The 24,185-nt window shown below is 67.0% G+C and carries 24 protein-coding genes and 1 tRNA gene; 6 read left to right on the forward strand and 19 right to left on the reverse strand.

Annotated features, from left to right (window positions below; genetic code table 11):
• Window positions 1-119: 119 nt before the first annotated feature.
• A complete protein-coding gene (locus tag AAFN88_RS15050) occupies window positions 120-2,069 on the forward strand; it encodes an ABC transporter substrate-binding protein (protein ID WP_347521183.1) in 1,950 nt (649 codons plus the stop codon).
• A gap of 183 nt (window positions 2,070-2,252) precedes the next feature.
• Here AAFN88_RS15050 and AAFN88_RS15055 read toward each other — a convergent pair whose 3' ends face one another.
• The 11 genes from AAFN88_RS15055 to AAFN88_RS15105 form a co-directional block, all read right to left on the reverse strand.
• Complete coding sequence (locus AAFN88_RS15055; protein WP_347521184.1) at window positions 2,253-2,513, reverse strand: DUF3303 family protein; 261 nt, start codon at window positions 2,511-2,513, stop codon at window positions 2,253-2,255.
• Window positions 2,514-2,523: 10 nt separating this feature from the next.
• The gene (locus AAFN88_RS15060; RefSeq protein ID WP_347521185.1) at window positions 2,524-3,300 is read right to left on the reverse strand and encodes an MBL fold metallo-hydrolase; all 777 of its coding nucleotides are present in this window, start codon (window positions 3,298-3,300) and stop codon (window positions 2,524-2,526) included.
• A 24-nt stretch (window positions 3,301-3,324) separates the two neighbouring features.
• Window positions 3,325-4,137 carry a TatD family hydrolase gene (locus AAFN88_RS15065; protein WP_347521186.1) on the reverse strand — a complete coding sequence of 271 codons (813 nt, stop codon included), beginning with the start codon at window positions 4,135-4,137 and terminating at the stop codon, window positions 3,325-3,327.
• Window positions 4,137-5,690 (reverse strand): methionine--tRNA ligase, encoded by a 1,554-nt coding sequence (metG, locus tag AAFN88_RS15070; RefSeq protein WP_347521187.1) that lies wholly within the window; start codon window positions 5,688-5,690, stop codon window positions 4,137-4,139. Before metG ends, AAFN88_RS15065 begins: the two co-directional genes overlap by 1 nt.
• A gap of 72 nt (window positions 5,691-5,762) precedes the next feature.
• Entirely contained in the window at window positions 5,763-6,860 is a 1,098-nt protein-coding gene (locus tag AAFN88_RS15075) for a DNA polymerase III subunit delta' (RefSeq protein ID WP_347521188.1), read from the reverse strand.
• Complete coding sequence (gene tmk / locus AAFN88_RS15080) at window positions 6,857-7,522, reverse strand: dTMP kinase (protein WP_347521189.1); 666 nt, start codon at window positions 7,520-7,522, stop codon at window positions 6,857-6,859. The genes AAFN88_RS15075 and tmk overlap by 4 nt, the downstream gene beginning before the upstream one ends.
• On the reverse strand, window positions 7,519-8,667 hold the full coding sequence (locus AAFN88_RS15085; RefSeq protein ID WP_347521190.1) for a D-alanyl-D-alanine carboxypeptidase family protein: 1,149 nt from the start codon (window positions 8,665-8,667) through the stop codon (window positions 7,519-7,521). Before AAFN88_RS15085 ends, tmk begins: the two co-directional genes overlap by 4 nt.
• Window positions 8,668-8,775: 108 nt before the next feature.
• Window positions 8,776-9,768, reverse strand: a complete 993-nt coding sequence (locus AAFN88_RS15090) for a septal ring lytic transglycosylase RlpA family protein (protein WP_347521192.1) — start codon at window positions 9,766-9,768, stop codon at window positions 8,776-8,778.
• Between the two features lie 99 nt (window positions 9,769-9,867).
• Entirely contained in the window at window positions 9,868-11,091 is a 1,224-nt protein-coding gene (locus AAFN88_RS15095) for a lytic murein transglycosylase (RefSeq protein ID WP_347521194.1), read from the reverse strand.
• 307 nt (window positions 11,092-11,398) lie between these two features.
• Complete coding sequence (locus tag AAFN88_RS15100) at window positions 11,399-11,653, reverse strand: hypothetical protein (RefSeq protein WP_347521195.1); 255 nt, start codon at window positions 11,651-11,653, stop codon at window positions 11,399-11,401.
• A 236-nt stretch (window positions 11,654-11,889) separates the two neighbouring features.
• Complete coding sequence (locus tag AAFN88_RS15105) at window positions 11,890-12,330, reverse strand: hypothetical protein (RefSeq protein WP_347521196.1); 441 nt, start codon at window positions 12,328-12,330, stop codon at window positions 11,890-11,892.
• A 211-nt stretch (window positions 12,331-12,541) separates the two neighbouring features.
• Between AAFN88_RS15105 and AAFN88_RS15110 the strand changes: the two genes are divergently transcribed.
• Window positions 12,542-13,657, forward strand: coding sequence for a 3-oxoacyl-[acyl-carrier-protein] synthase III C-terminal domain-containing protein (locus AAFN88_RS15110; RefSeq protein WP_347521197.1), 1,116 nt, complete (start codon window positions 12,542-12,544; stop codon window positions 13,655-13,657).
• Window positions 13,658-13,662: 5 nt separating this feature from the next.
• On the forward strand, window positions 13,663-14,166 hold the full coding sequence (locus AAFN88_RS15115) for an isoprenylcysteine carboxylmethyltransferase family protein (protein WP_347521199.1): 504 nt from the start codon (window positions 13,663-13,665) through the stop codon (window positions 14,164-14,166).
• On the opposite strand, the gene AAFN88_RS15120 is transcribed toward AAFN88_RS15115, so the two are convergent.
• From AAFN88_RS15120 to AAFN88_RS15145, 6 genes are read right to left on the reverse strand one after another with little or no spacing between them, the layout of a single operon-like run.
• Window positions 14,141-15,151, reverse strand: coding sequence for a branched-chain amino acid ABC transporter permease (locus AAFN88_RS15120; RefSeq protein WP_347521200.1), 1,011 nt, complete (start codon window positions 15,149-15,151; stop codon window positions 14,141-14,143). The genes AAFN88_RS15115 and AAFN88_RS15120 overlap by 26 nt on opposite strands.
• Window positions 15,148-16,005: a branched-chain amino acid ABC transporter permease gene (locus AAFN88_RS15125; RefSeq protein ID WP_347521201.1), complete on the reverse strand. Its 858-nt coding sequence runs from the start codon at window positions 16,003-16,005 to the stop codon at window positions 15,148-15,150. The genes AAFN88_RS15120 and AAFN88_RS15125 overlap by 4 nt, the downstream gene beginning before the upstream one ends.
• Before the next feature lie 13 nt (window positions 16,006-16,018).
• Window positions 16,019-16,720 carry an ABC transporter ATP-binding protein gene (locus AAFN88_RS15130; RefSeq protein ID WP_347521202.1) on the reverse strand — a complete coding sequence of 234 codons (702 nt, stop codon included), beginning with the start codon at window positions 16,718-16,720 and terminating at the stop codon, window positions 16,019-16,021.
• 2 nt (window positions 16,721-16,722) lie between these two features.
• Window positions 16,723-17,448: an ATP-binding cassette domain-containing protein gene (locus tag AAFN88_RS15135; RefSeq protein ID WP_347521203.1), complete on the reverse strand. Its 726-nt coding sequence runs from the start codon at window positions 17,446-17,448 to the stop codon at window positions 16,723-16,725.
• Between the two features lie 10 nt (window positions 17,449-17,458).
• Window positions 17,459-18,202 carry an isochorismatase family protein gene (locus tag AAFN88_RS15140; protein WP_347521204.1) on the reverse strand — a complete coding sequence of 248 codons (744 nt, stop codon included), beginning with the start codon at window positions 18,200-18,202 and terminating at the stop codon, window positions 17,459-17,461.
• Window positions 18,203-18,253: 51 nt separating this feature from the next.
• On the reverse strand, window positions 18,254-19,438 hold the full coding sequence (locus tag AAFN88_RS15145; protein ID WP_347521205.1) for a substrate-binding protein: 1,185 nt from the start codon (window positions 19,436-19,438) through the stop codon (window positions 18,254-18,256).
• Window positions 19,439-19,760: 322 nt separating this feature from the next.
• On the opposite strand from AAFN88_RS15145, the gene AAFN88_RS15150 reads away from it, so the two are divergent.
• The 3 genes from AAFN88_RS15150 (at window position 19,761) to doeB (ending at window position 22,299) form a co-directional block, all read left to right on the forward strand.
• Window positions 19,761-19,850, forward strand: a tRNA-Ser gene (locus AAFN88_RS15150).
• 254 nt (window positions 19,851-20,104) lie between these two features.
• A complete protein-coding gene (gene doeA, locus AAFN88_RS15155) occupies window positions 20,105-21,283 on the forward strand; it encodes an ectoine hydrolase DoeA (RefSeq protein ID WP_347521206.1) in 1,179 nt (392 codons plus the stop codon).
• Window positions 21,284-21,303: 20 nt separating this feature from the next.
• On the forward strand, window positions 21,304-22,299 hold the full coding sequence (gene doeB / locus AAFN88_RS15160; protein WP_347521207.1) for a N(2)-acetyl-L-2,4-diaminobutanoate deacetylase DoeB: 996 nt from the start codon (window positions 21,304-21,306) through the stop codon (window positions 22,297-22,299).
• 61 nt (window positions 22,300-22,360) lie between these two features.
• Here the strand turns inward: doeB and AAFN88_RS15165 are convergent, their stop codons facing one another.
• Together AAFN88_RS15165 and AAFN88_RS15170 are read right to left on the reverse strand one after the other, a co-directional pair.
• Window positions 22,361-23,407, reverse strand: a complete 1,047-nt coding sequence (locus tag AAFN88_RS15165; RefSeq protein WP_347521208.1) for a Hint domain-containing protein — start codon at window positions 23,405-23,407, stop codon at window positions 22,361-22,363.
• 100 nt (window positions 23,408-23,507) lie between these two features.
• Complete coding sequence (locus AAFN88_RS15170) at window positions 23,508-24,179, reverse strand: Fe2+-dependent dioxygenase (protein ID WP_347521210.1); 672 nt, start codon at window positions 24,177-24,179, stop codon at window positions 23,508-23,510.
• Window positions 24,180-24,185 lie beyond the last annotated feature (6 nt).

A 24,185-nucleotide genomic window follows, 5' to 3' on the forward strand; every position in this document is an offset into this window, starting at 1 on the left:
GAATACAACCACGCATTCGGGTCGGCGCTTCTTAAATGGCGCTTTCTTTCAAGGCGCTCTATAATCCGGACTGCTTGGGGAAAGTCACCATAATAACAATGCGTTCAGGGACTCGCTTGATGTTCTACCAGTTCTTGTGGAAGGCCAGGGCGCTGGCTGCCTTTGGGGTGGTCGCCCTGCTTGCCGGCTATGCCCAGGCCGATGTCGTGCGCTACCAGGCCCCTGAAGCCCCTCGGATCGCGGCTCTAAAGGAAACCCCGTCGCTGGCGCAGCCGGTGGCTACCGGCAAGCTGCCGGCGATCGCCGAGCGCCTGCCGGCCGTACCGCGGATTTCGATCAGCGGCCCCGATCTTTCGGTCGGCAAGCCCGGCGGCGACATTCGCATGCTGGTCGGCCGCGACAAGGACGTGCGGCTGCTGATCGTCTACGGCTATGCACGCCTCGTCGGCTACAACGAGAAGCTGGAGATCGAGCCGGACATCCTGGAATGGCTGGAGGTGGAGGACGGACGCATCTTCACCATGAAGCTGCGCGACGGCCATCGCTGGTCCGACGGCGCGCCCTTCACCACCGAGGACTTCCGCTACTACTGGGAAGACGTCGCCAACAATGAAGAGCTCTCGCCGGTCGGCCCCGACGTCACATTGCGCGTCGACGGCGAACTGCCGGTCGTCGAGGTGATCGACGAGACGACGATCCGCTACAGTTGGTCCAAGCCCAATCCCTTCCTGATCCCGGCAATGGCCGGTGCGCGGCCGCTCGACCTCTTCGTGCCAGCGCACTACCTGAAGCAGTTCCATCCGAAATACGGCGACGCCGCCGCCATCGAAGCCGCCATCGAGGCCGCCAGCGCCCGCAATTGGGCCCAGCTGCACAACCGCATCGGCAACATGTACCGCGCCACCAATCCGGACCTGCCGACGCTGCAGCCCTGGCACAACGTGGTCGCGCCGCCGTCGACGCGCTTCATCGCCGAGCGCAATCCCTATTATCACCGCATCGACGCCGCGGGGCAGCAGCTTCCCTACGCCGACCGTTTCATCATGGACGTGGTCAACGGCTCGCTGGTCCCCGCCAAGACCGCGGCCGGCGAAGCCGACCTGCAATCGCGCAGCCTGAACTTCTCCGACTACACCTTCCTGAAGGCCGCCGAGGAGCGCAGCAACTACGATGTCCGCCTGTGGAAGACCGTGCGCGGGTCGCAGCTCGCCCTCTACCCCAATCTCAACACCACCGATCCGGATTGGCGCGAGCTGAACCGGGACGCCCGCTTCCGCCGGGCGCTGTCCCTCGGCATCAACCGCAGTGAGATCAATCAGGTGATCTACTACGGCCTCTGCCTGGAAGGGAACAATTCGGTGCTTCCGGACAGTCCGCTCTACGAAGCCGAATACCGCGAGGCTTACGCCGCCTTCGACCCCGAGCGGGCCAACGCCCTGCTGGACGAGATCGGGCTGACCAAGCGCAACGGCGATGGCATCCGCCTGATGCCCAGCGGCCGGCCCCTCGAAATCATCGTCGAGACCGCCGGCGAGAACACCGAAGAGGTGGACGTGCTGGAGCTGATCGGCGACTCCTGGCGCCAGATCGGTGTGAAGCTCTTCACCAAGCCGTCACAGCGTGATGTGCTGCGCAACCGGGTCTTCGCCGGCGACACGATGATGTCCATGTGGTTCGGCTACGAGAACGGGATTCCGACCCCCTTGAGCAGCCCCGAGGAATTCGTGCCGGTCCACCAGCAGAGCCTGCAATGGCCGATGTGGGGCCAGTACGCCGAGACCAGCGGCAGCGCCGGGGAACCCGTCGACATGGAGAAGCCCAAGCGGCTGATGGAGCTCTACGACCGGTGGATTGCCGCCAAGTCGGTCGAGGAGAAGGTCGCCGCCTGGAAGGAGATACTGCAGATCCACGCCGAGGAAATCTACACCATCGGCCTGATCGCCGAGGTGCCGCAGCCCGTCGTCGTAGCCTCGGCCCTGCGCAACGTGCCGGAGAAAGGCATCTACAACTGGGATCCCGGCGCGCAGTTCGGCATGTACCGCCCGGAGCGCTTCTGGTTCGACAGGTAGTGCGAGGCAGTGCCGGCAGTTGTCGCACTGGCGCTGCCACCTGCTTCCTTCGTCACCCTCGCACTTGATGCGAGGGTCCATGGGAGCCGCTTGGCGCCCGGCCTCTCCAATGGATGCTCGGGTCACGCCCGAGCATGACGGTGGGGGAATGGAAGTACCGTTGCCACGCCCGCAAGCTCGCCACTAGCCCTTGAACCGCGCCGCCGCCGTCGCGCTGTCGGTCACCGGCACGACCTCGAAGTCGACCAGGTCGGCCCAGGCCTCGATCCAGGGATCGAGGTCGGCCCTGCGTTCGCACTCCATGAGCTGGAAGCAGCGTCCGCCGCCCTCTTCCACCGAGCTGTCGACATAGCTTACGCCCGCCGGAATCATGCGGCCGCGCTCGGCAAGGCGGGCGTAGACCGCAGCGGTGTTGCGGAAGGTCTCGATCACCATGAAGCGCATGGGGAAGCCCTCAGACCTCGATCACAAGGCCGTCGTAGCCGGGCTCGACGCCGGGCGGACAGCGGCCCTTGAGCTCGTCGTAGTCGAGCTGCTCGTTCATGTGGGTGAGGATGGCGCGCTCGGGCTTCACCCGGGCGATCCACTCCAGGGTCTGCTCGGTGTGCGAATGGGTCGGGTGCGGGGCGTCGCGCAGGCAATCGACGACCCAGAGCTTCACGCCGGCCAGCACCGCGAAGGCTTCCTCGTCCAGGGCCTTGGCGTCGGTCGAATAGGCGACGTCGCCCAGGCGGAACCCGAGAGAGACGTCCGGTCCGTGGTTCTGCACGAAAGAACGTATCTCAATGCCGCCGATCCTGAAGGGTCCGTCGATGACGTTGTCGCGCATCAGCGGTGGATAGAGCGCGTCGGCATCCTGGCTCGAGAGAAAAGCGTAATCGAAGCGCCCGGTCAGCAGCGCGCGCGTGCGCGCGTCCATATAGGCGTCAAGAGGGGCTCCGCGGCCGTAGACCAGGCCGCGCAGCTCGTCCAGGCCGTGGCAGTGGTCGGCATGGGCATGGGTGAAGAGCACCGCATCCAGGGCGGTGATGTCGTTGTCGAGGATCTGCGCACGCAGGTCCGGCGAGGTGTCGATAAGAATGCGGGTGCCCGCCTCTTCGACCAGCAACGACACGCGGCGGCGGCGGTTCTTGGGATTGGCGGGGTCGGCCTTGCCCCAGGTGCCGCCGGTCTCGCGCCCGGCCAGGGGCACGCCGCCGGAGCCGCCGCAGCCGAGGAGCGTGACCTTCATCGCGTCGTTAGCCCAGTCATCGGCTCAGGGCCGCGCGGCGCGGCTGAAGAGACGGAAGAAGTTTTCCGTCGTCGTGTCGGCGAAGTCCGCCGCCGCGACGCCGCGCAGCTCGGCCAGGGCCTGGGCGGTGTAGACCACGTTGGCCGGCTCGTTGGTCTTGCCGCGCTTGGGGACCGGGGCCAGGTAAGGCGCGTCGGTCTCCACCAGCAGTCGGTCGAGCGGCACCTCGCGCACGGTGTCGCGCAGGCTCTCGGCCGACTTGAAGGTGACGATCCCCGCGAGCGAGATGTAGAAGCCGATCTCCAGGGCTGCCCTGGCCAGCTCCGGCCCGGCGGTGAAGCAGTGGATGACGCCCGGAAAGGCGCCCTTGGCGTATTCCTCCTGCAACACGGCAACGGTGTCGTCGTCGGCGTCGCGGGCGTGCACGATGAGCGGCAGCCCGGTCTCGCGCGCCGCGGCGATGTGGCTGCGGAAGCTTACCTGCTGTGCTTCACGCGGCGAATGCTCGTAGTAATAGTCCAGCCCGGTCTCGCCGATGCCGACCACCTTGTCGTGGGCCGCCAGCTCGATGAGGCGATCGGGCGTCTCCTGGCCTTCCTTGCCGGCCTCGTGGGGATGCACCCCGACCGAGCAGTAGACCCGCGGGAAGCGCCGGGCGATGGCCTCGATGCGGTCGAACTCGCTGAGCTTGGTGCAGATCGTCACCATCGTGCCGACGCCCGCCTCCAGGGCGCGCGCCACCACCGGCTCGATCTCGCCGTCCCGCTCCAGGTAGTCGAGATGGCAGTGGGAATCGACCAGGGGCCGTTCCGCCGTCGCGGGCGCCGCCTCCGCCATCAGGCTGAAGCCTCCTCCTCCACGAAGCGCGGGAACACGCCTTCCGGCTTGGGCAGCGCCGTGCCGGGCCGCAGGCGGTCCTCCAGGCTGGCGAAGCTGCGCGCGCCCGGATCGACGGCAAGCTGGTCGAGCATCTTCGCCGTGGCGCCGGGCATCACCGGCTGGGTGAGCAGCGCCAAGCGGCGGATGGTCTCGGCCAGGACATAGAGCACCGTCGCCATGCGCGCCGGGTCGGTCTTCTTCAGGGTCCAGGGCGCAGCGTGGTCGATGTAGCGGTTGGCCTCGCCGACCACTTCCCAGACCTTGGTGAGGGCGTTGTGGAACAGCTGGCGGTCCATATCGGCGCGCAAGGCCGGCAGCAGGTCGGCCGCCGCCTGCAGCAGGGCTTCGTCTTCCGCCGCCAGGTCGCCGGGCTGCGGCACCTGCGCCTCGCAGTTTTTCGCGATCATGGAGAGCACGCGCTGGGCCAGGTTGCCGAACTGATTGGCCAGATCGTAGTTCATGCGCCCCACCATGGCCTTGTGCGAGAAATCGCCGTCATTGCCGAAGGGCACCTCGCGCAGCAGGAAGTAGCGCACCTGATCCAAGCCATAGGTAGCGACCAGCTCCGAAGGCACGATGACGTTACCAACCGTCTTAGAGATCTTCTGACCCTCATTGGTCCACCAGCCGTGGGCGTAGACGCGCTTGGGCGGCGCAATGCCGGCGGACATCAGGAAGGCCGGCCAGTAGACCGCGTGGAAGCGCAGGATGTCCTTGCCGACCATGTGCACGTCGGCGGGCCAGTAGGTCTTGAAGAGATCGCAGTCCACGTCGGGATAGCCGACGGCAGTGATGTAGTTGGTCAGCGCGTCGAGCCAGACGTACATGATGTGGCCGGGCGCGTCGGGCACCGGAATGCCCCAGGAGAAGGTGGTTCGGCTGATCGAGAGATCCTTCAGGCCGCCCTTCACGAAGCTGATGACCTCGTTGCGGCGGCTGGCCGGCAGGATGAAGTCCGGGTTCTCGTCGTAGAACTTCAGCAGGCGGTCTCCCCAGGCCGAGAGCCTAAAAAAGTAGGACTCCTCCTCGACCCACTCGCACTCGGCCCCGGAGGGCGCGATCTTGCTGCCGTTCGGGCCGTCTTCCAGTTCGCTCTCGGCGTAGTAGGCCTCGTCGCGCACGGCGTACCAGCCGGCATAGCTGCCCAGGTAGATGTCGCCGGCCTCGACCAGCTTTTTCCACAGCGCCTGGCAGGCGTCTTTGTGGCGCTGCTCGGTGGTGCGGATGAAGTCGTCGTTGGTGAAGCCCCACAACGCCGAGAGGTCACGGAAGTTCTGCGACACCCGGTCGGTGAAGCTCTGCGGGTCGATTCCGGCGGCGGCCGCCGACTTCTCGACCTTCTGGCCGTGCTCGTCGGTGCCGGTCAGGAAACGCACATCGAAACCGTCCAGCCGTTTGAAGCGCGCCAGCACGTCGCAGGCCAGCGTCGTGTAGGCATGGCCGATGTGCGGGTTGTCGTTCACATAGTAGATCGGCGTCGTGATGTAAAAGGCCGGCTTTCCTGCCGTCATCGCGGGTCTCCAACGAACTCGGCTGCCGCCCCCAGCTCTTCCAAAGGGGGCCCCGACAGCAAAGGCCCGGCGCTACGCCGCGTTCTCCAGATCCAGAAAGGCGGTCAGCACCACCTGCTTCCGGTCGAGATTGGCGGCTTCCGTCCGGGCGAAAAGGCGGCTGATCTTCTCCCATAGGCCAAGCCAATGCGCAAGGGGGCGGCCCTCCAGCAGGCGCCGGGCCAGGGCCGCCTCCCCGGGCACCACCTCCGGCGCCGGCCGCCCGGTGGAGCCGGCCCTTATGAAGCGCCCCAGCCACCAGATCAGCAGCTCCATGCCGGTCTGAAAGGCCTGGGGGTCGCGCCCCTGCCCCCATTTCTCGGCCAGCTTGTGCAGGCGCGGCACGTCCAGGCGCGGCAAGGTGCCCAACAGATCGATCAGTTCCCGGTAGAGGTCCAGGCCGCCGTGGGCTGCCAGGGCCAGGGCCTTGCCGATGGAGCCGTCGGCCAAGCGCGCCAGGGCCTGACGTTCCTCCGGCGCCAGCTCCGGACAATGCTCCCCCAGCAGTTCGGCCACGACCTCCTCGCTGAGCGGAGCCAGAGGCAGCTGACAGCAGCGCGAGCGGATGGTCGGCAGCAGGCTGCCCGGCGCATGGCTGACCAGCAGCAGTAAGGAGCGCGGCGGCGGCTCCTCCAGGACCTTCAAAAGGGCATTGGCCGCGTTGCGGTTCATCTCGTCGACGGCATCGACGATGGCCACCCGCCAACCGCCTTCGCCGGCGGTCATGCGGGCGAAGCTCAACAGGCGGCGCACGTCCTCCACCGGGATCACATTACGCGGCTTGCCTTTGTCATCGCGCCCCTTCTCCAGGGTCATGAGGTCGCTGTGGCCGGAAGCGGCAATCCGGCGGAACACGGGGTCGTCCTCCGCCACCGCCAAGCTTTCTGGAGCATCGCCGAACAGACCGCCACCCTGGGCCTCCGGCGACAGCAGGAAGCGAGCGAAGCGGTAGGCGAGCGTCGCCTTGCCGACGCCGCGCGGCCCGGAAAGCAGCCAGGCATGCGGCAGCCGGCCAGAGGCGTGGGCGCGCAGCAGCACGCTCTCCGCCGCCTCCTGCCCGCGCAAGACAGCGGTCTCGCGCGGATGCGGCCAGGAGGCATCGTCCTTGTCGCTGTCCTTGGCTTTGCTCACCCCGCCACTCCCAAACGCTCTCGTACCGCGGCTTGGACCTTTGCGGCCACGGCCTCTTCGTCGCCGGCGGCGTCGATCAGCAGACAGCGCCCCGGCTCGCGGGCCACGATATCATGGAAGCCCTGGCGCAGACGCTCGTGAAAGCCCAGATCCATCTTCTCGTAGCGGTCTTCGCCGCCGGCCTTGGCCCCATTGCGCGCATTGGCCCGCGCCAGGCCTTCGGCCACCGGCAGGTCCAGCACCAAGGTCAGGTCGGGGCGGAAATCGCCGACCGCCAGATCGTAGAGGGCGGCCACCGTCTCGCGGCCCAGCTCCTGACCGTACCCCTGGTAGGCCATGGTGGAATCGGCGAAGCGGTCGCAGACGATCCAGGCACCGCGCTGCAAGGCCGGCCAGATGATCTTGGCCAAGTGGTCGCGGCGCGCAGCGAAGTGCAGCAGGGTCTCCGTCACCGCATCCCAGCGCCCGGTGGCGCCGGTCACCAGCAGGGCGCGGATCTCCTCGGCGCCCGGGCTGCCGCCCGGTTCCCGCGTTTCGATCACCTCCAGGCCGGTCTCACGCAACCAGGCGGCCAAGCGGCGCTGCTGGGTCGATTTGCCGGCACCCTCGCCGCCTTCCAGAGTGATGAAGCGGCCGAGCGCTTGCGGACTTTCGGCGCTCACGGAGAGCCGAGGAGCAGGAACTTGATGCTGGCGGCAATGCGGCCGAAAGCGCCGAGCTGCTCAACTTCTTCGCCCGCCCGCAGCGGCACCTCCACCGGAACCCCGCCCGGCCAGGACACGCGCAGTTTGGCGATCTCCTGACCCGCCGGGATCGGCGCCGGGATCGGCGAATCGTAGACCACCGAGACCTGCATGCCGTTGCGGTCGTTGCGCGGCAGCGTGACCTTCAATTCATCGGCGATGACCAGCGGCACCGTGTCCTCGGCGCCGAGCCAGACCGGAGCGTCGTCGACCGTCTCACCCGCCTTGAAGAGCGCATAGTTGTTGAACTCGCGGAAGCCCCAGGAGATCAGGCGATCCGACTCGTCGGCGCGCGCCTGAACATTCGGCAGGCCATTGACCACCAGGATCAGGCGCCGTCCGTTCTGCACCGCCGAGGCGGTGAGACCGTAGCCGGCCGCCTCCGTGTGGCCGGTCTTCAGGCCATCGGCACCGACGTTCCTGTAGAGCAGCGGATTACGGTTACCCTGACGGATGTCGGCCCAGGTGAATTCCTTCTCGGAGTAATAGTGATAGTACTCCGCGTGATCCATGATGATCCGCTTGGCCAGGGTCGCAAGGTCGCGCGCGGTGACGTAGTGGTTGTCGTCGGGCCATCCCGTCGCATTGACGAAATTGCTCCCGGACAGGCCGATTTCGCGCGCCCGCGCGGTCATCTGTTCGGCAAAGGCCTCCTCGCTGCCGGAAAGGCCTTCGGCCAGCACGATGCAGGCATCGTTGCCCGACTGGATGATGACGCCGCGCAGCAGGTCTTCCACGCGGACCTGGTTGCCGACCTCGACGAACATCTTGGAACCGCCCTTGCGCCAGGCCTTCTCGCTCACCGTCAGCTTGTCGTCCAACGACAGGCGTCCGTCCTGCAAGCGATCGAAGACCATATAGGCGGTCATCATCTTGCTCATCGACGACGGCGGCATTCGGACGTCGCCGTTCTTGTTCAGCAGCACGGCGCCGGTATCGAAGTCGACCAGGAATGCCTCTTCCGCCTGCGTCTCGATGGTCGCACCGGCGGCCGGGCCCAGGACCGAGAGGCCGGCGGCAACGGTGAAACCGAGGGTCAGGAAAAACTTCGTAAGGCGTAGCATCGGTTGACTTACTCCGGTGAACCTAAGGAACGGACGCGGTGGAGCCGCAGTCTAGGTCGAGAATCCGCCGAAAAAATGTCAGCGGAACAACGAAAGACGGCCGCCCGATCAATCGACCACCACCCGGGCATCGTTGTAGCCGTTTCTGAGCAGCAGCGCCAAAGTCCGGTCCGCCTGATCGACATTGGCCATCGGCCCCAGGCGGACCCGGTAGAAGCTGGCATCGCCGACCAGTGCCTTGGCGATCTGCACGTTGCCCAAGGACGACAGCCGGGCGCGCAGCCGCACCGCGTTGGCGACCTGGCTGAAAGCGCCGGCCTGGACGAAAATCGAGGTGGGACGCACCCGCTCCTGCGTCACCACCGGTTCCGGCATGGTCGTGGTGGCGGTACGCAGGTGCGCCGGCTCGCTCACCGCCGCCGTCTGTGACGCAGCGGGCGCCGCGGCGGTCTCCGTCGCACCGGAAGCGCCGGCGGCAGGCTCGGGCGCCGAAACGCCGATCGGGGGCAGCTCCTGAACCGAGACGCTCTCCACCGGCGCGGCCTTCGGGGCGGTCCCGGCCACGGCCTCGCCGGCCCCGGCTTCCAGCGCCGCCTGCCGGCTCTCGATCTCCAGTATCTGCACCCGCACCTTCGCCGTGCCCTGCTTGACGAAGCCCAGCAGTTCCGCCGCGCGCTTGGACATGTCGATGATACGTCCGTGGGCGAAGGGCCCGCGGTCGTTGATCCGCACCTTCACCGACCGTCCGTTCTCCAGATTGGTGACCTGAACCACGGAAGGCATCGGCAGGGTGCGATGCGCCGCCGTCATGGCGTTCTGGTCGTAGACCTCGCCGTTGGCCGTCGATTTGCCGTGGAAGCCCGGCCCGTACCAGGACGCGATCCCCGTTTCGTCGTAGCCATAGTCTTCGCGCGGGTAGTACCAGACGTTGGCGATCTGATAAGGCCGGCCGACCTTGTAGTTGCCGGGCTGCGAGGGGGCCGGTTCCGGCGTCTGCAGGCGCTTGGCATTGTGCACCGCCAGCTCGGTTTCCGCGCAGCCGGCCAAAATGCCGAGCAGGCCGAGCAGCAGGACCCCAAATGTCAGCCCTCTGGCCATCATCTTGTGCTCCGCATCAGTATCCCCACTCGATATGGTAGTTTAAGGCGCATCTCCTGGCGAAACAACCCGAGCCCGGACGGCCAGTCCCCGCCCGGACCGTCACTGCCCGCCGGTGCGCCGCAGTAAATCGATCACTTCCTTGGTCGGATAGCCGTCGGCCGGCAGCCCCTGGGCCGCCTGGAAGGCACGCAACGCCTCGCGCGTCTTCGGCCCCACCAGCCCGTCGGGTTTGCCGGCCTCATAGCCTCTGGCGTTCAACAGAGCCTGCATCTCTTCGATCGATTTCAGGCTTATCGGCTCCTCATCCGGCAGCGAGGCCGCGCTGAGCGCCGGCGCCCCGGCGATACGGTCGGCCAGATGCCCCACCGAAAGGGCATAGAGGATCGATCGGTTCCACACCAGGATGGTGCGGAAATTCTCATACACGAGAAAAGCCGGGCCGCGCTGACCCGCGGGCAGGACCAGGGAGGCCTCGACCCCCTCGACCCGGGGCAACGGCCCGCCGTCCTCGCGGCGCAGCCCCAGCGCCGCCCATTCACCAAGCGCCTTGCGCTCGCCGAGGCTGGCCAGGCCGTAGTCGAAACCCTCCGGCAGCGCGACCTGCCGTCCCCAGGTGCGATCGCCCTTCCAGCCTTCCTGCGACAGGTAGTTCGCCGCCGAGGCGAAGATGTCGGGCAAGCTGTGCCAGATGTCGCGGTGGCCGTCGCCGTCGTAGTCGACCGCGAAGTTCACGAAGGTCGAGGGAATGAACTGCAACTGCCCCATGGCGCCGGCCCAGGAGCCGGTCATCTCGGACACGCTGATGTGCCCCTCGTCGAGGATCTGCAGGGCGTCGAGCAACTGGGCGCGGAAGAAGTCGTGCCGCCGCCCCTCATGCGCCAGGGTCGCCAGGGCCGCGACCACGGAATAGCCGCCGGTGTGCTGGCCGAAATTGCTCTCCAGGCCCCAGAAGGAGACCAGGAATCGCGGCTGGACACCGTATTTGGCCGCTACCTCTTCCAGCAGCGCCCGGTTCTGCTCCAGCAGCTCGCGCGCCTTCGCGACCCTCCCCTCGGTCACCGCGCCGCGCATATAGCGCGTAAAGGTCAGAGTGAACTCACGCTGGCTGCGGTCGCGCTGGATCGCCTCCGGCAGCGGCTCCACCCCGGCCAGGGCCGCCTCCACCGTCTCCGCGCGGATCCCGCGACGGACCGCCTCCTGCTTCAGGCCGGCAAGCCAGGTATCGAAGTCCTCTGCCTCGCTCTGCGCGAGTTGGGTCCCGCCCGCAGCCGGCGGCGGGTTTTCGGCGGCATCGCCCTGGGCGCAAGCGGCAAGCGGTGCCATCGAAGCGATTGCCAATGCAAAGGTTCCCGCGCGCAGGATCCGGTTCCAAAAACTCACTTGGTGATCTCCCACGCTGCGAAAAGACTCCCGGCGCCGGGTGCCGCCGGGCAGGCAGGCACCGCCGAGCACTTGTGCCATAAGCCCATTAACCTTGGCAATCCGCAGTAAAGCTTCCGTAAAGGCAGAATCTCCCGAGGCCCGCTTCACCGCGCCGGCCATGCCGCATTGCCCGTTCCGCAGTCGCAGCAACGGTTCGGAGCCGGAGCGGCCCGCAGGAGCTCGTGTGAACGAAGCCGCGTCGCCGGCCTCAGTTCTCGGTGACCTCGATGGTCACGGTATCACCGGCGAGGACGAAGACCACCGTGCCGTCGGAGGCCTTGTAGGACCACTTCTCGATCGGCCCGAGCTTGGAAACGTCGCTGGGCTCGCCGAGCGCCTCTTCCAGTTCGGCGCGGGTGCTCACCCCTTTTGCCTTCTTCAGGAGATCCGCCTTGCTGGGCGCAAAGCAGGCCGCCAGCAGCAACAGGGCACATAAGGCGAAGGTGGTGCGGAGAAGTCGCATGAATCACAGTCCTGTTGGCCAAAGGAAATTCTATCTAGCCGCCACTCCCCGAAACGGCAAGCCGGGGATCGGTCGCCGCCGCACGCAAGCGGAAAGAAAAAGCCCCGCCGGGGAAGGCGGGGCTTTCGAGAGGTCGATGCAATCAATTTCAGGAGACGGTCGATGAACCGTGATTTGAGTATCGCGCCCGCATGGTAAACAAAAGGTTAACGAAAGTTCGAATTTCGGTAAAACCTTCACTTCGTCCGATGATAGACCCGGCAGTCCGTCGTTCCCTGCCCCCGGAACAGGTAAACCACTTGATTTTCTGCCATTTTTACGCGGTCCAACAGGCTGCCGTGACCGCCGACGGCGGCGCCGTAAGTGCGCCCGTCGACGATTCCGACCAAAAACTGGTCGCGTTTCTGGCGAAAAAGACGACGGTTGCACGCGCGGCTGAGATCCGTGTTAAGGACCCAGCGTTCCAGCAGCGCGCCCTCGTCGCGCACGATCACGCGGGATCCGGCGCGCACCTGCTTGGTGCGGCCCAGAATCGACGTGGACCCGCCGTTCACGGCTTCGCCGGAGCTGCGATAATGGCTGGGATGGGTCGACATCAGCTCGGCCGCCCCGGCGGCGGGGGCGGCTGCGAAGCCCGAAAGGGCCAGCAAAGCGAAGAAAAAGAACCACTTACCCATGGCTACCTACCAGGCCGCGGCAACAGAAGGCTCATCCTGAGCCGACATGAGACTAACGCCATTCCACTAGCCTCACGTTAAGAGCCATGCTTAAGGGGCGTTAACCCGCAGCTTCCCCCTAAGTGAAACCCGGGGCCTGAAAACCACGTAGAAGATTGATGAGGCGAGAACCGCGGGATCGCCGTAATCAGCACAGGGAGACGCAGGCAAGATGCTGGACCTCGAAGCCCCGCCGCAGAACCGCCCGGATCAAAGGAAATCCCTCCCTCCCCAGGTGGCGGTCACCGCCGTCGCCAGCGCCGTACCGCCCTTTGTGCTGCGCCAGGAGGACGTGGTGCGCCGGGTGCGCGGCCTCTTCGGCGGCCGGCGGCTCGACATCGAACGACTGCTGCCGGCTTTCGGAAACGCCGGCATCGAGACCCGCCATTCCTGCGTGCCGATCGAGTGGTACCTGACGCCGAGCGACTGGAAGACGCGCAACGACCTCTTCATCGACAACGCCGTCACGCTGCTGGCCGAGGCCGCCGAGAGCTGCCTGGCCCAGGCAGACGTGCCGCTGGAGGCGGTCGACGGCCTCGTCGTCGTCTCCACCACCGGCGTCGCCACTCCCAGCCTGGACGCCCGGCTGATGGAAAAACTGGCCTTCCGGCGCGACGTCATGCGCCTGCCGATCTTCGGCCTCGGCTGCGCCGGCGGCGTGCTCGGCCTGGCCCGCGCCAAGGCGCTGGCCCAGACGCGCCCGGGCGGCAAGGTGCTGTGCCTGGTGGTGGAACTCTGCGGCCTCACCTTCCGCGCCAACGATCCCTCCAAGAGCAACGTCATCGCCACCGCCCTCTTCGGAGACGGCGCCGCGGCGGTGCTGCTGGAAGCCGCCAAGCCCGGCAGCGACGGAGCGGCCACGGGATTGCGCCTGGGGGCCGGCGGCGAGCACACCTGGCCGAATTCCCTGGATGTCATGGGCTGGGAGATGGAGAACGACGGCCTGGGCGTGTTGTTCTCCCGCGACATCCCCGCCCTGATCCGCGAGCAGATGGGCCCTGCCGCCGAGACCTTCCTGGCGCGCCAAGGCCTCAGCCACGCCGACATCGACGGCTACATCTGCCACCCCGGCGGTGCCAAGGTCATCGCCGCCCTGGAGGAGGTCTTCGACCTGCCCGAGGGCGGTCTCGCCGAGGCGCGCTCGGTGCTGCGCGACTACGGCAACATGTCGGCGGTGACCGTGCTCTTCGTGCTGGAGCGCATGCGCAGGGCCGGCCTCGAGGGCCGCTATCTGATGACCGCGCTGGGCCCCGGCTTCACCGCCGGCTTCCAGATCCTTGAGGCCTGAGATCGGTGAGCGTGTTGTGGGCCGTGCTGATCCTGGTGGCCGCACAGCGTTTGGCGGAGCTGGTCTACGCAAGCCGCAACACCCGCCGCCTGAAAGCCGAGGGAGCCATCGAAAGCGGCGCCGGACATTATCCGCTTCTGGTGGCGGTGCACGTCCTGTGGTTCGCCGCCCTCGCCGCCTTCATACCGGCCGACCGGCTGCCGGACTGGGCGCTGCTGGGCGCCTTCCTGGGGTTGCAGGGACTCAGGCTCTGGGTGCTGGCGAGCCTCGGGCGTTACTGGACCACGCGGGTCATCACCCTGCCCGGCGCCCCCCTGGTGCGGCGCGGACCCTATCGGTTCCTGCGACATCCCAACTATCTGGTGGTGGCCGGCGAGATCGCCGTGCTGCCGCTGGCCTTCGGCGCCTGGGAGATCGCGGTGATCTTCTCCCTCGCCAACGCCGCCGTCCTCGCCTGGCGCATCCGCTGCGAGGAGCGGGCTCTCAGCGGCCGCCCTTTGCCCCAATGACGCAGGCCCCAATGACGCGGGCATAGGCCTCGCCCAGCAGGCCGCGCGGCAGGAAGATCATGCAGAGCACGAAGAGCAGGCCGAGGCCGAGCAGCCAGGCCGGGCCCAGCAGGTCACCGAGCGCATTCTCCGCCAGGCGCACGACGATGGCGCCAAGGAAGGCGGTGATGAGCGCGCGGCGCCCGCCGAGCGCCACCCAGATCAGCACCTCGGTCGACAGGCCGAAGCCGATGAGCGGCGGCGAAACGAAGCCGAACTGACCGGCAAAGAGTGCGCCTGCGAAGCCGGCGACCGCCGCCGAGAGCGTGAAGACGGCGAGCTTCACCGAGCGGGTGTCGTGGCCCAGGAAGCCGGTGCGCGCCTCGTCGGCGCCCACCGCGCGCAGCACCACCCCGCGCCGCGAGCGCACCAAGGCCTCCAGCAGGACATAGACGGCGAGCGCCGCGATCAGCGTGCCGTAGAACAGCGGCAGGGGATCGTAAAGTTCGTAGGTGAGGCCAAAGGCGCCGAGGTTCACCGGCGGCACGCTCATCAGGCCGTTCATGCCGCCGGCGTAGGACCAGCGGGTCATGATGCGCTCGGCCACTACCGCCACCGCCAGCATGACGATGGCAAGCTGCGCGCCCTGCAGCCCGCGCCCATAGAACAGGAAGCGCCCGAGGATGTTGGCGACAATGGCCGGCACGAGGAGCGCCAGAGCGACGCCGAGGTAGCTGGAGGTCCAACCTTCCAGCCAGCCCGGCAGCATGCCCAGGGTCGTCAGGCTCATGGCGTAGGCGCCGAGGCCGAAGAAGACGGCGTGGCCGAAGGACAGCAGGCCGCACTGCCCCCAGATGAGCGCCAGGCTCATGGCGAAGATGCCGTAGGTCAGGTACTGGGCGATCTGACCCACCTGCCAGGCGCCCATGAAAAGCGGCAGCGCCGCCAGGCCACCCCAGACGGCGAGGTCGACGGCGCTGCGCCGGTCTTTCAGCAGGGCCTTCACTTGCGAGCGCCCCCCAGGATACCGCTCGGGAAGATCCGGATGGCAATGACCGCCATGGTGAAGACCACCACCTGGGCCAGGACCGGCGACCAGAGGCTAGCGGTGACGCTGTCGGTCGCGCCGATCAGGCCCGCGCCCAGCACCGGGCCGCCCAGGTGCCCGGCCCCGCCGACCAGGATCGAGAGGAAGGCGGGAATGAGGAAGCCGAGGCCCATCTGCGGGTCGACGCTCATGATCGGCGCCATGACGGCGCCGGCGAGGCCGGCGAGCGCCGCGCCGTAGGCGAAGGTCGCTCGGTCGAAGGCGCGGGTCGAAAGGCCGAGGCAGGCTGCGGTGTCGCGGTTGGCGATCACCGCCCGCGCGGCCAGGCCGAAGCGGGTGCGGAAGAAGAGGTAGAAGGTCCCGCCGACGACAAGCAGCGCCACGCCCATGATGAAGAGGCGGTAGGCCGGATAGGCTGTGCCCAACAGGTCGAGCTGCGCCGCGAAAGGCGCCGCCGTCGACTGCGCGCCGGGACCGAACAGCAGTATGACTCCCTGCTTGATCATAATGGAGAGGCCCCAGGTGGCGAGGATGGTGTCGAGGAAGCGGTGATAGATGTGGCGGATCACCAGTTCTTCCATCAGCAGCCCGACGCACCCGACCAACAGCGGCGCGGCGATGAGGCCGACCCAGTAGGAGACGCCGGCCTGCTGCAGCATTACCAGGGTGTAGGCGCCGAGAAGAAAGAGCTCGCCGTGCGCCATGTTGATGACGCGCATGAGGCCGAAAACGATGACGAGGCCCATGGCCACCAGCACGATGACCAGCACGTAGTTGGCGGCATCGAGCAGCAGGAGAAGCGCCTGGTCCATCTTCCCCTGCCCTTCAGATCGCCAGGTGCTTGTGGAGGACGGCCGGGTCGCGGCGCAGGTCCTCGCTGGCGGCCTCGGCGACAATGGCGCCGTTCTCGATGAAGAGGCAGCGGCCGGCGACGCGCAGCGCCAAGTCGACGTTCTGCTCCACGGTGATGAGAGTCAGCCCCTGCTCCGCCGCCTCGCGCTTCAGCGCCGCGGCGACCTCCAAAACGATGGAGGGCTGCAGGCCCTCGGAGGGCTCGTCGAGCAGCAGCAGCTTCGGGTTCCCGGCCAGGGCGCGGCCGATGGCGAGCTGCTGCTGCTGGCCGCCGGAGAGCGTGCCGCCGCGCTGGTGGCGGCGTTCCATCAGGATGGGAAAGCGCGCGTAAATCGCTTCCGGTACCGCCGCGCCCAAACCGCCGCGCCCCATGGCGCCGAGCAGCAGGTTCTCTTCGACGCTCAGCTCGGCGAAGATCTCACGCCCCTGGGGCACGAAAGCCATGCCGGCGCGGGCCACCTGCTCCGGCCGCCGGCCATCCAGGCGCTGCCCGGCGAAGCGGATCTCCCCCTTGGACGCCGGCAAGAGGCCCATGAGGGTCTTCAGCAGGGTCGTCTTGCCCATGCCGTTGCGCCCCAGCAGGGCGACGCTCTCGCCCTCGGCCACGTCCAGGTCGACCCCCCGCAGCACCCGGCTGCCGCCATAGCCGCTCTCCAGCCCCCGCACTTTCAACATGGTCAGGCGCTCTCCAGGTCCGGCGCGCCGAGATAGACCTCGCGCACCAGGGGATCGGCCTGCAGTTCCTCGTAGCTGCCGCGGCGCTCGATGCGCCCGCGCACCATCAGCGCCACCGGACAGCCGAGATCGCGCACGAAGCCCATGTCATGCTCGATGACCAGGACGGCACAGCCGAAGCGGGCGTGCAGGTCGCGGATCAGGGCCACGGTGGCGGCGGTCTCCGCCGGGGTCATGCCGTTGGTCGGCTCGTCGAGCAGCAGCAGGCGCGGACGCCGCGCCAGCACCATTGCGATCTCCAGCCACTGCTTCTCGCCGTGCGCCAGGCTGCCGGCGGGCAGGCCGCGTTTGTCGGCAAGCCGTGCCAGGTCGAGCAGCTCGGCCAGGCGCGCTTCGCCCTCATCAGCGCTGCCAACGAGGGCGACCGTCAGGTTCTCCGCCACCGGCAAGTCCGGATAGATTCCCGGCACCTGGAACTTACGCAGGATGCCCAGGCGGGCGATCTCGTAAGGCTCTTTGCCGCGCAGATCTTCCCCGGCGAAACGCAGGCTGCCGCTGTCGGCCTTCAGCGCCCCGGTCACCAGATTGAACAACGTGGTCTTGCCGCAGCCGTTGGGGCCGATGAGGCAGAGCATCTCCCCTTCCCCAAGGCTGAGCGACAGTCCTGCCGCGGCACGGACGCCGCCGAAATCCTTCTCGACCTCGGCGACTTCCAAGAGAGCGGTCATCGAAAAATGATCAGCCGGCCAGCACGACGTCGCCGACAATCTCCGCGCCGCGCGAGGCCATGAAATAGAGCCCCATGTGGTGGGTGAGGTCCTGCGGATGCGCCGCCGTCTCCGGCAGGCCCAGGTTCGCCGCCACGTCCTTGGGCAGGTCGTAGGTGGCGCAGGCCCCGGCATAGACCGAGATGTCCTTCAGGCTGGGCATGAGGTCGTGGTTGCGCGCCGACAGCAGCGTGAGGACGAAGTCCATGACGCAGATGTCGGTACAGATGCCGACCACCAGGAGACGTTGCAGCTTGTTGGTGTTGACCCAGTCGACCACGGCGTTGCTGCCGTCCTCCCGGATCGCGCCGACGAAGCCATTGATGCAGTCCTTACGCACCAGGGTGGCCTTGGCGTCCTCTTCCAGCCACTTCAACTCGGGCACCAGTTCCTCTTCGCCGGTCCCAGCCTCGCAGTGCGGCGGATAGGGCGGCTCCGGCTTGCCCGGCACGTGGGTGTCGAGAAAGGCCAGCACCGGCCAGCCCTGCCCCGTGAAGGCGCGGGCCAGACGATCGGTCTCGGAGACCATCGCCGTGACCTGCGGGTTCTCCACCGGCGGCGCCAGATTGCCGGCGCCCACGGTGGCGAAGCCGTTGACTTCGTCGACGATCACTAGGCCTACAGCCTCTTCGCCCAGGCGCAAGCTCACCGGGGCCACCGGCAAGGCGGCGGCCACCTGGCGCGCCAGGAGAGGAATATCGGCGCTATCCGGCATCTCAGCCTCCTTCAGATGGCAGATCCAGAGGGCAGTTTAGCTGCAACCCGCCTAGCTACAACCCGCTTCGGGCGCGATGCGGCCCAAGTCCTCGACGGTCACCAGCCCACTGCCCTCGGTCTTGGCGAGGAACATCGGCAGGGTCACGTGATGGTCGGCGCTGCCGATGCTGACCGGCCCGGCCGGCGTCGAGACGGTCAGGCCTTCCAGACCGTCAACCACCGCCTCGGGGCCCACTTCGCCCTTGCGCACCAAGGCGTCGCGCAATGCGTTCACGGCGTTGTAGTGGGTCATGACATAGTGGGAGATCGGCACCTCGCCGCCGGCCTGGGCGCGGATGCGCGCAACGAAGTCCGTCACCCCAGGCTGCGTGCCGGAGGCGACGAAGGGCACGGTCACCCACATGTTCTGGCCGCCGCCGGGCCCGAAAGCGCCGAGGTAGGTTTCCGCAAAGCCCAGGAAGGCCACCGTCACCTTTTCGAAGAGACCGAAAGCTTCGGCCTGCTTGATGAAGGTGATGCCGTCGCCGCCCGGCAGCGCGAAGAGCAGCACTTTGGCGCCGCTGTCGGCGATGCGGCGGATGACCGGTGCGAACTCCTTCACGCCCCAGGGCGTGAACTCCTCGCCGGCGATGGTGCCGCCGAGCCCGCCGATGATGGTCTTCGCGGTCTCGAACTGCCGCTGCGGCCAAACGTAGTCGGCCCCGAAGCAGTAGGTGCTGCCCCCGAAGTTCTCGTGCATGTAGGGCAGCAACTGGCCCAGTTCCTGGTTCGGCACGGTGTTGAAAGAGAAGATATAGCGGCTGCAGGCGCCGCCCTCGTAGTTGGTGGCGTAGAGCAGCGGCACCTTCGAGCGTTCCACCGTCGCCGCCATGGCGTCGCGCGAAGACGAAAGGATCGGGCCGGTCAGCGCCACCGCGCCGTCGCGCCCGATCAAGGTGCGCGCTTTCTCCACAGACGTCTTGGGATCGGTCTTGTTGTCCTCGTAGAGAATTTCCAGGGGGCGGCCCAGGATGCCGCCGGCGTCGTTGATTTCCTTCATCGCCAGATCGAGGCCCAGCTTGGCCTGGTTGCCGAAGAGCTCCAGGCCGCCGGAGAAAGGCAGCACCGCGCCGACCCGGATGGGATCGGCCGCCAGAACCCGCGTGGCCAATCCGGGCAGCGCGCCCGCCCCGGCGGCGGCACCGGCCGCCGCCGCGCCGGAGGCCAGAAGTCGACGTCGAGAAATCTTGATCATGACCGCATCCCCTGAATTGCCTGTATTGCGTTGTAGCGCATTGTTCCGGCGGAGAGTTTGGCCCGGTTCCTGTTGCGCTGCAACACCTTGACGGTTCGACGAAGCCGCTTTGCCCCATTTGGGGGTTTGCAGGCGGCAGTGGCTTTGCTAACTCTCCGCCGTCTTCCGGGCCCTTCGGGCGCCTGGAAGTTTCCGGGCCCTTCGGGCGTCTGGAAGTTTCCGGGCCCTTCGGGCGTCTGGAAGTTTCCGGGCCCTTCGGGCGTCTGGAAGTTTCCGGGCCCTTCGGGCGTCTGGAAGTTTCCGGGCCCTTCGGGCCCCGGGGGGAGGGGTGGCCGAGTGGTTTAAGGCACCAGTCTTGAAAACTGGCATGGGTGGAAGCCCATCGTGGGTTCGAATCCCACCCCCTCCGCCACCAAGGCACTGGCGATGCGCCCCACCGGGTCGCCGCCGGCCGCTCCATGAGTTTCTTGCGCGCCGTCGCCCATGAGCCAATCCATGCCGCGAACGGAAAGGCCGCGCCGGCTATCAGAGGCTCAATGGAAGGATAGTCCGAATCCAAGCGGCGCCCGACTTGGAGGCTTCCAAGACCTGGCCGCGCTCCCCTAGACTTCCGCCCTTCCGGCGGCCCGCCCAATTCCGGCGACAGCCGCCCTCGCAGGAGCAAGTATGGTACCGACGTTGCATTTCAGCCGCTCGGAGTTCGCGGCCCGTGTCGAGAAGACCCAACAGGCGATGGAGCGCCAGGGCATCGACGCCCTGATCGTCAGCGATCCTTCCAACATGGCTTGGTTGACCGGTTACGACGGCTGGTCGTTCTACGTACATCAGGCGGTGGTGCTGCCGGTCGACGACGCCCCCGTCTGGTTCGGACGTTCCCAGGACGCAAACGGCGCCCGCCGCACGACCTGGCTGGCGCCGGACCGCATCGAGAGCTACGCCGATCACTACGTGCAATCCACCGAGCGGCACCCCATGCAGGCGCTTGCGGAAATCATCGCGCGCCGCGGCTGGGACAAGCGGCGCATCGGCGTGGAGATGGACAACTACTATTTCAGCGCCGCGGCCTTCGCCGCGCTGCAAAAGGGCCTGCCCAACGCGAGCTTTCTGGATGCCACCTCCCTGGTGAACTGGCAGCGCGCGATCAAGTCCCCGCAAGAACTGAGCTATATGGAAAATGCCGCGCGCATCGTCGAGCGCATGCACGCGCGCATCTTCGAAGTGATCGAACCGGGCATGCGCAAGAACGACCTGGTGGCCGAGATCCTGCATGCCGGCGCCCGGGGCACAGAAGAGACCGGCGGCGACTATCCGGCCATCGTGCCGCTGCTGCCCTCGGGGTCTGACGCGGCGGCGCCGCACCTCACCTGGGATGATCGTCCCCTGCAGTCCGGCGAGGGAACTTTTTTCGAGATCGCCGGCTGCTACCGGCGCTACCACTGTCCCTTGTCGCGCACGGTCTTCCTCGGCAAGCCGACGCCGAACTTCATCGAAGCCGAAAAGGCCGTATTGGAAGGCATGGAAGCGGGCCTTGCCGAGGCCCGGCCCGGGCGTAGCTGCGAGGATATCGCCAAGTCCTTCTTCGCCGTGCTGGCGCGCTACGGCATCGAGAAGGACAACCGCACCGGCTATTCCATCGGCCTCAGCTATCCGCCGGACTGGGGCGAGCGCACCATGAGCCTGCGTGCCGGCGACACCACCGAACTGCAGCCGGGGATGACCTTCCATTTCATGACCGGACTATGGCTCGACGACTGGGGCTTCGAGACCACGGAGAGCATTGTCATCACCGAAAGCGGCGCGCGCTGCCTGGCCAAGGTGCCGCGCAAGCTTTTCGTCAAGGACTAGTCATCAACACCAGGTACGTCATGGCCATCAATCCGATCTCCTGTTCCCTAGATTTCGACCAAGACGGCGTCCAACATGGGCATCTGAAGCTGCCCTATTCACGCGACGATTCCGCCTGGGGCGCCATCCTCATCCCGATCACCGTCATCAAGAACGGCGACGGTCCGACGGCGCTCTTCACCGGCGGCAACCACGGCGACGAGTACGAAGGCCCGATCGCCCTGCTGGATATGGCCTTGAACCTGGAGCCCGCGGCGATCTCCGGCCGGGTGATCCTGCTGCCGATGATGAACCACCCGGCGGTGCGCAGCGGGCGGCGCACCTCACCCATAGACGGCGGCAACCTCAATCGCCTGTTTCCCGGCAAAGCTGACGGAACCATCACGCAAAAGATCGCCGACTACGTCACCACGGCCCTCTTACCCCTGGCCGACGTCATCGTCGATCTGCACTCCGGCGGAAAGACGCTGGAGTTCGTCCCCTACGCGGCCAGCCACCGCCTGCCCCAGGACCCGGCGCTGGAGGCGCGCTGTACGGCGGCCATGCAGGCCTTCAACGCCCCCTACTCCATGATCATGCTGGAGCTGGATGCCGTCGGCATGCTGGATACGGAGGCCGAGGCTCGCGGCAAGATCTTCGTCACCACCGAGCTCGGCGGCGGCGGCAGCACCACCCCCCACAGCGTTGCGGTGGCCAAGCGCGGCTTGCGAAATGTCCTGCGGCACGTCGGCATTCTGCCGGGGCAGGCAGAGATGCAGCCGAGCGCACAGCTCGACATGCCCGACGAACGCTGCTTCGTCACCTCCGAACATGCGGGCATGCTGGAGTTCATGGTCGACCTCGGAGCGGCCGTCAGCGAGGGCGACGTGATCGCCAGGGTCTACGACCTGGACCGCAGCGGCTGGCGCCCGGTCGAATACACCGCCTACCGCGACGGCGTGGTCGCCGGGCGGCACTACCCCGGCCTGGTCCAGAGCGGCGACACCCTAGCGGTCATCGCCGTCCCGGCCGACTGAGGCCCTGCCGGCGAAACCGCGCGCAGGGGGCCGCGCGCGGCTCTTTCCGCGACTTCTGTGGTTATCGCTGCCATCCGTTCTCGACGGCTGTGGCTTCCTGATCCGGCGGCAGAGGCTCGCCCTCGATCTCCTGTTCGGTGAAGCTGTCGTCGGCTCCACGGCCGCGGCCGCGGCCGCGGTGATCGTCGCCGTCCTCGGTTTCGACCAACTCCCCGTCTTCGCCCGCTTCGCCGTGCTCCCCATGTTCACCGTGCTCGCCGTGTTCGCCGTGTTCGCCGGCGATGTCATCGCCTCCGCGGCCCTGACCACGGCCGCGGCCACGGCCCCGGCCACGGTGATCGCCGTCGTCTTCTCCGGAGGCCGATTCACCGCCCTCGCCGTGATCGTCGTCGCCGCGCTCACCGCCCCCGCGATCGTCGCCACCGCGCTCGCCCCCGCCGCGGTCGTCGCCACCGCGATCGCCTCCGCCGCCTGACTCGCCGCCCTTGTTGTGAACAACGAACCCGTTGGCGATGTAGGTGTGATCGCCGTCAAGGAGGAGGTTGTAGACACGAAGCTGCGGGTCCGCTTCGATGCTGTGTATGCGCTCCAACGGCAGCAGGACCGTATCGAGTTCGCAGGCCAGGGCGAGGTTGCCGGAAACGGCATTGCAAGCCGGCACCGCCACGGCGACCAGGTCGCCACAGCCGAGCCGTCCCACCTTCAGCGCGGGGTTCTCTTCCGCCGTTGCCGCGGGCGCGATTGATTTCCAGCCGGCCGGCGTAAGGAACGGGTGTTCCTCGGTCACGAAAGCTTCTCCGCCGTTGAAGCCGTAGAGCTTGCGCCCGGCCAGATGCGGGCGCTCCACGGCTACGACGCGGTTCGCCCTCCCCGAGCTGCTGATCACGTGATCTCCGGGCTTGATATCGCAGATGCGCTTTTCACTGCCGCCGGCCATGAGCACGAGGGTTGTCGCCGTAAAACAGCTCTTGGCTTCGGCGGTCTGCAGGGCAACCTCGGCTCCCTGCCAGTCGATTGTGAGGGACAGTGGCGTCGCGGCCAGGGCGAGGCCCAGAATACTGGTGCTGGCCAGAAGCCGAATATGCGTGGTGCTTTTTCCGGCAGACATTTGCGATCTCCCATTCGTGAAAAGGCTGATGTCTCGACAACACTTCACGGCGGGCAAACGATCCCGCAACGGGAACTCGATCGCTGAAATTTTTCCGGGCTTAAGGATCCGACCACATGCGGAGCAGGTTGGCGTAGACCTTGAAGGCGATATCCGTTTCCTCGGAATCCGGGTCGGCCTTCATGAGGCGGCGGCGGACCCTATCGACATCGTAGAGCATCTCGCGCCGCGAAGGGTCGGCGACGTAGCTCTGCACCCAGGTGACCGCTGCGAGACGCTCGCCCGCAGTCACAGGTTTCACCCGATGCAAAGTGCTTGAGGGATAGACCACGGCCGAGCCCGCCGGCAGCTTCACCTCCTGCGGTCCGTAGGGGCTGGCCATCTCCAGTTCTCCGCCGTCGTAGTCCTCCGGACTGCTGAGAAAAACGGTGACGGAGAGATCGCTCCGCAGCCGGTCGCGGTTACCCATCAAGGCGTCGTCGACGTGCAGGCCATAATCCATGCCCGGGCGGTACCGGCTGAACAGCGGACGATGGACGGTTTTCGGCAGGGCGGCCCGCTGAAACTCCGCACTGCCCATCAAGGCATCGAGCACCATTCTGTCGATGACCTTGCGGCTGCTGTCCTTGGGGCTCAGTTGCTCGTTATGCTTGACCCGCTTGGCGCGAAAGCCGGCGGTTTTCTGGCCATCGACGAACTCGCCTTCTTTCATGGCCTGCCTGATTTTCTTCAGGGCAGGCCAGTCCAGCACCCCATCGATCGTCGCAAGCATGGGCCC

Source organism: Pelagibius sp. CAU 1746 (assembly GCF_039839785.1).
In the GTDB taxonomy this organism is placed as follows: Bacteria; Pseudomonadota; Alphaproteobacteria; order Kiloniellales; family Kiloniellaceae; genus Pelagibius.

Coding starts and splice junctions, on each gene's coding strand:
- AAFN88_RS15130 (WP_347521202.1), bottom strand. CDS start 16,720: ATGTTGAAAGTGCGGGGGCTGGAGAGCGGCTATGGCGGCAGCCGGGTG.
- AAFN88_RS15055 (WP_347521184.1), bottom strand. CDS start 2,513: ATGCGCTTCATGGTGATCGAGACCTTCCGCAACACCGCTGCGGTCTAC.
- AAFN88_RS15125 (WP_347521201.1), bottom strand. CDS start 16,005: ATGGACCAGGCGCTTCTCCTGCTGCTCGATGCCGCCAACTACGTGCTG.
- AAFN88_RS15095 (WP_347521194.1), bottom strand. CDS start 11,091: ATGGCACCGCTTGCCGCTTGCGCCCAGGGCGATGCCGCCGAAAACCCG.
- doeA (WP_347521206.1), top strand. CDS start 20,105: ATGGTACCGACGTTGCATTTCAGCCGCTCGGAGTTCGCGGCCCGTGTC.
- AAFN88_RS15100 (WP_347521195.1), bottom strand. CDS start 11,653: ATGCGACTTCTCCGCACCACCTTCGCCTTATGTGCCCTGTTGCTGCTG.
- AAFN88_RS15145 (WP_347521205.1), bottom strand. CDS start 19,438: ATGATCAAGATTTCTCGACGTCGACTTCTGGCCTCCGGCGCGGCGGCG.
- AAFN88_RS15170 (WP_347521210.1), bottom strand. CDS start 24,179: ATGCTTGCGACGATCGATGGGGTGCTGGACTGGCCTGCCCTGAAGAAA.
- AAFN88_RS15085 (WP_347521190.1), bottom strand. CDS start 8,667: ATGCTACGCCTTACGAAGTTTTTCCTGACCCTCGGTTTCACCGTTGCC.
- AAFN88_RS15165 (WP_347521208.1), bottom strand. CDS start 23,407: ATGTCTGCCGGAAAAAGCACCACGCATATTCGGCTTCTGGCCAGCACC.
- AAFN88_RS15135 (WP_347521203.1), bottom strand. CDS start 17,448: ATGACCGCTCTCTTGGAAGTCGCCGAGGTCGAGAAGGATTTCGGCGGC.
- doeB (WP_347521207.1), top strand. CDS start 21,304: ATGGCCATCAATCCGATCTCCTGTTCCCTAGATTTCGACCAAGACGGC.
- AAFN88_RS15050 (WP_347521183.1), top strand. CDS start 120: ATGTTCTACCAGTTCTTGTGGAAGGCCAGGGCGCTGGCTGCCTTTGGG.
- AAFN88_RS15140 (WP_347521204.1), bottom strand. CDS start 18,202: ATGCCGGATAGCGCCGATATTCCTCTCCTGGCGCGCCAGGTGGCCGCC.
- AAFN88_RS15060 (WP_347521185.1), bottom strand. CDS start 3,300: ATGAAGGTCACGCTCCTCGGCTGCGGCGGCTCCGGCGGCGTGCCCCTG.
- AAFN88_RS15110 (WP_347521197.1), top strand. CDS start 12,542: ATGCTGGACCTCGAAGCCCCGCCGCAGAACCGCCCGGATCAAAGGAAA.
- AAFN88_RS15065 (WP_347521186.1), bottom strand. CDS start 4,137: ATGGCGGAGGCGGCGCCCGCGACGGCGGAACGGCCCCTGGTCGATTCC.
- AAFN88_RS15105 (WP_347521196.1), bottom strand. CDS start 12,330: ATGGGTAAGTGGTTCTTTTTCTTCGCTTTGCTGGCCCTTTCGGGCTTC.
- metG (WP_347521187.1), bottom strand. CDS start 5,690: ATGACGGCAGGAAAGCCGGCCTTTTACATCACGACGCCGATCTACTAT.
- AAFN88_RS15090 (WP_347521192.1), bottom strand. CDS start 9,768: ATGATGGCCAGAGGGCTGACATTTGGGGTCCTGCTGCTCGGCCTGCTC.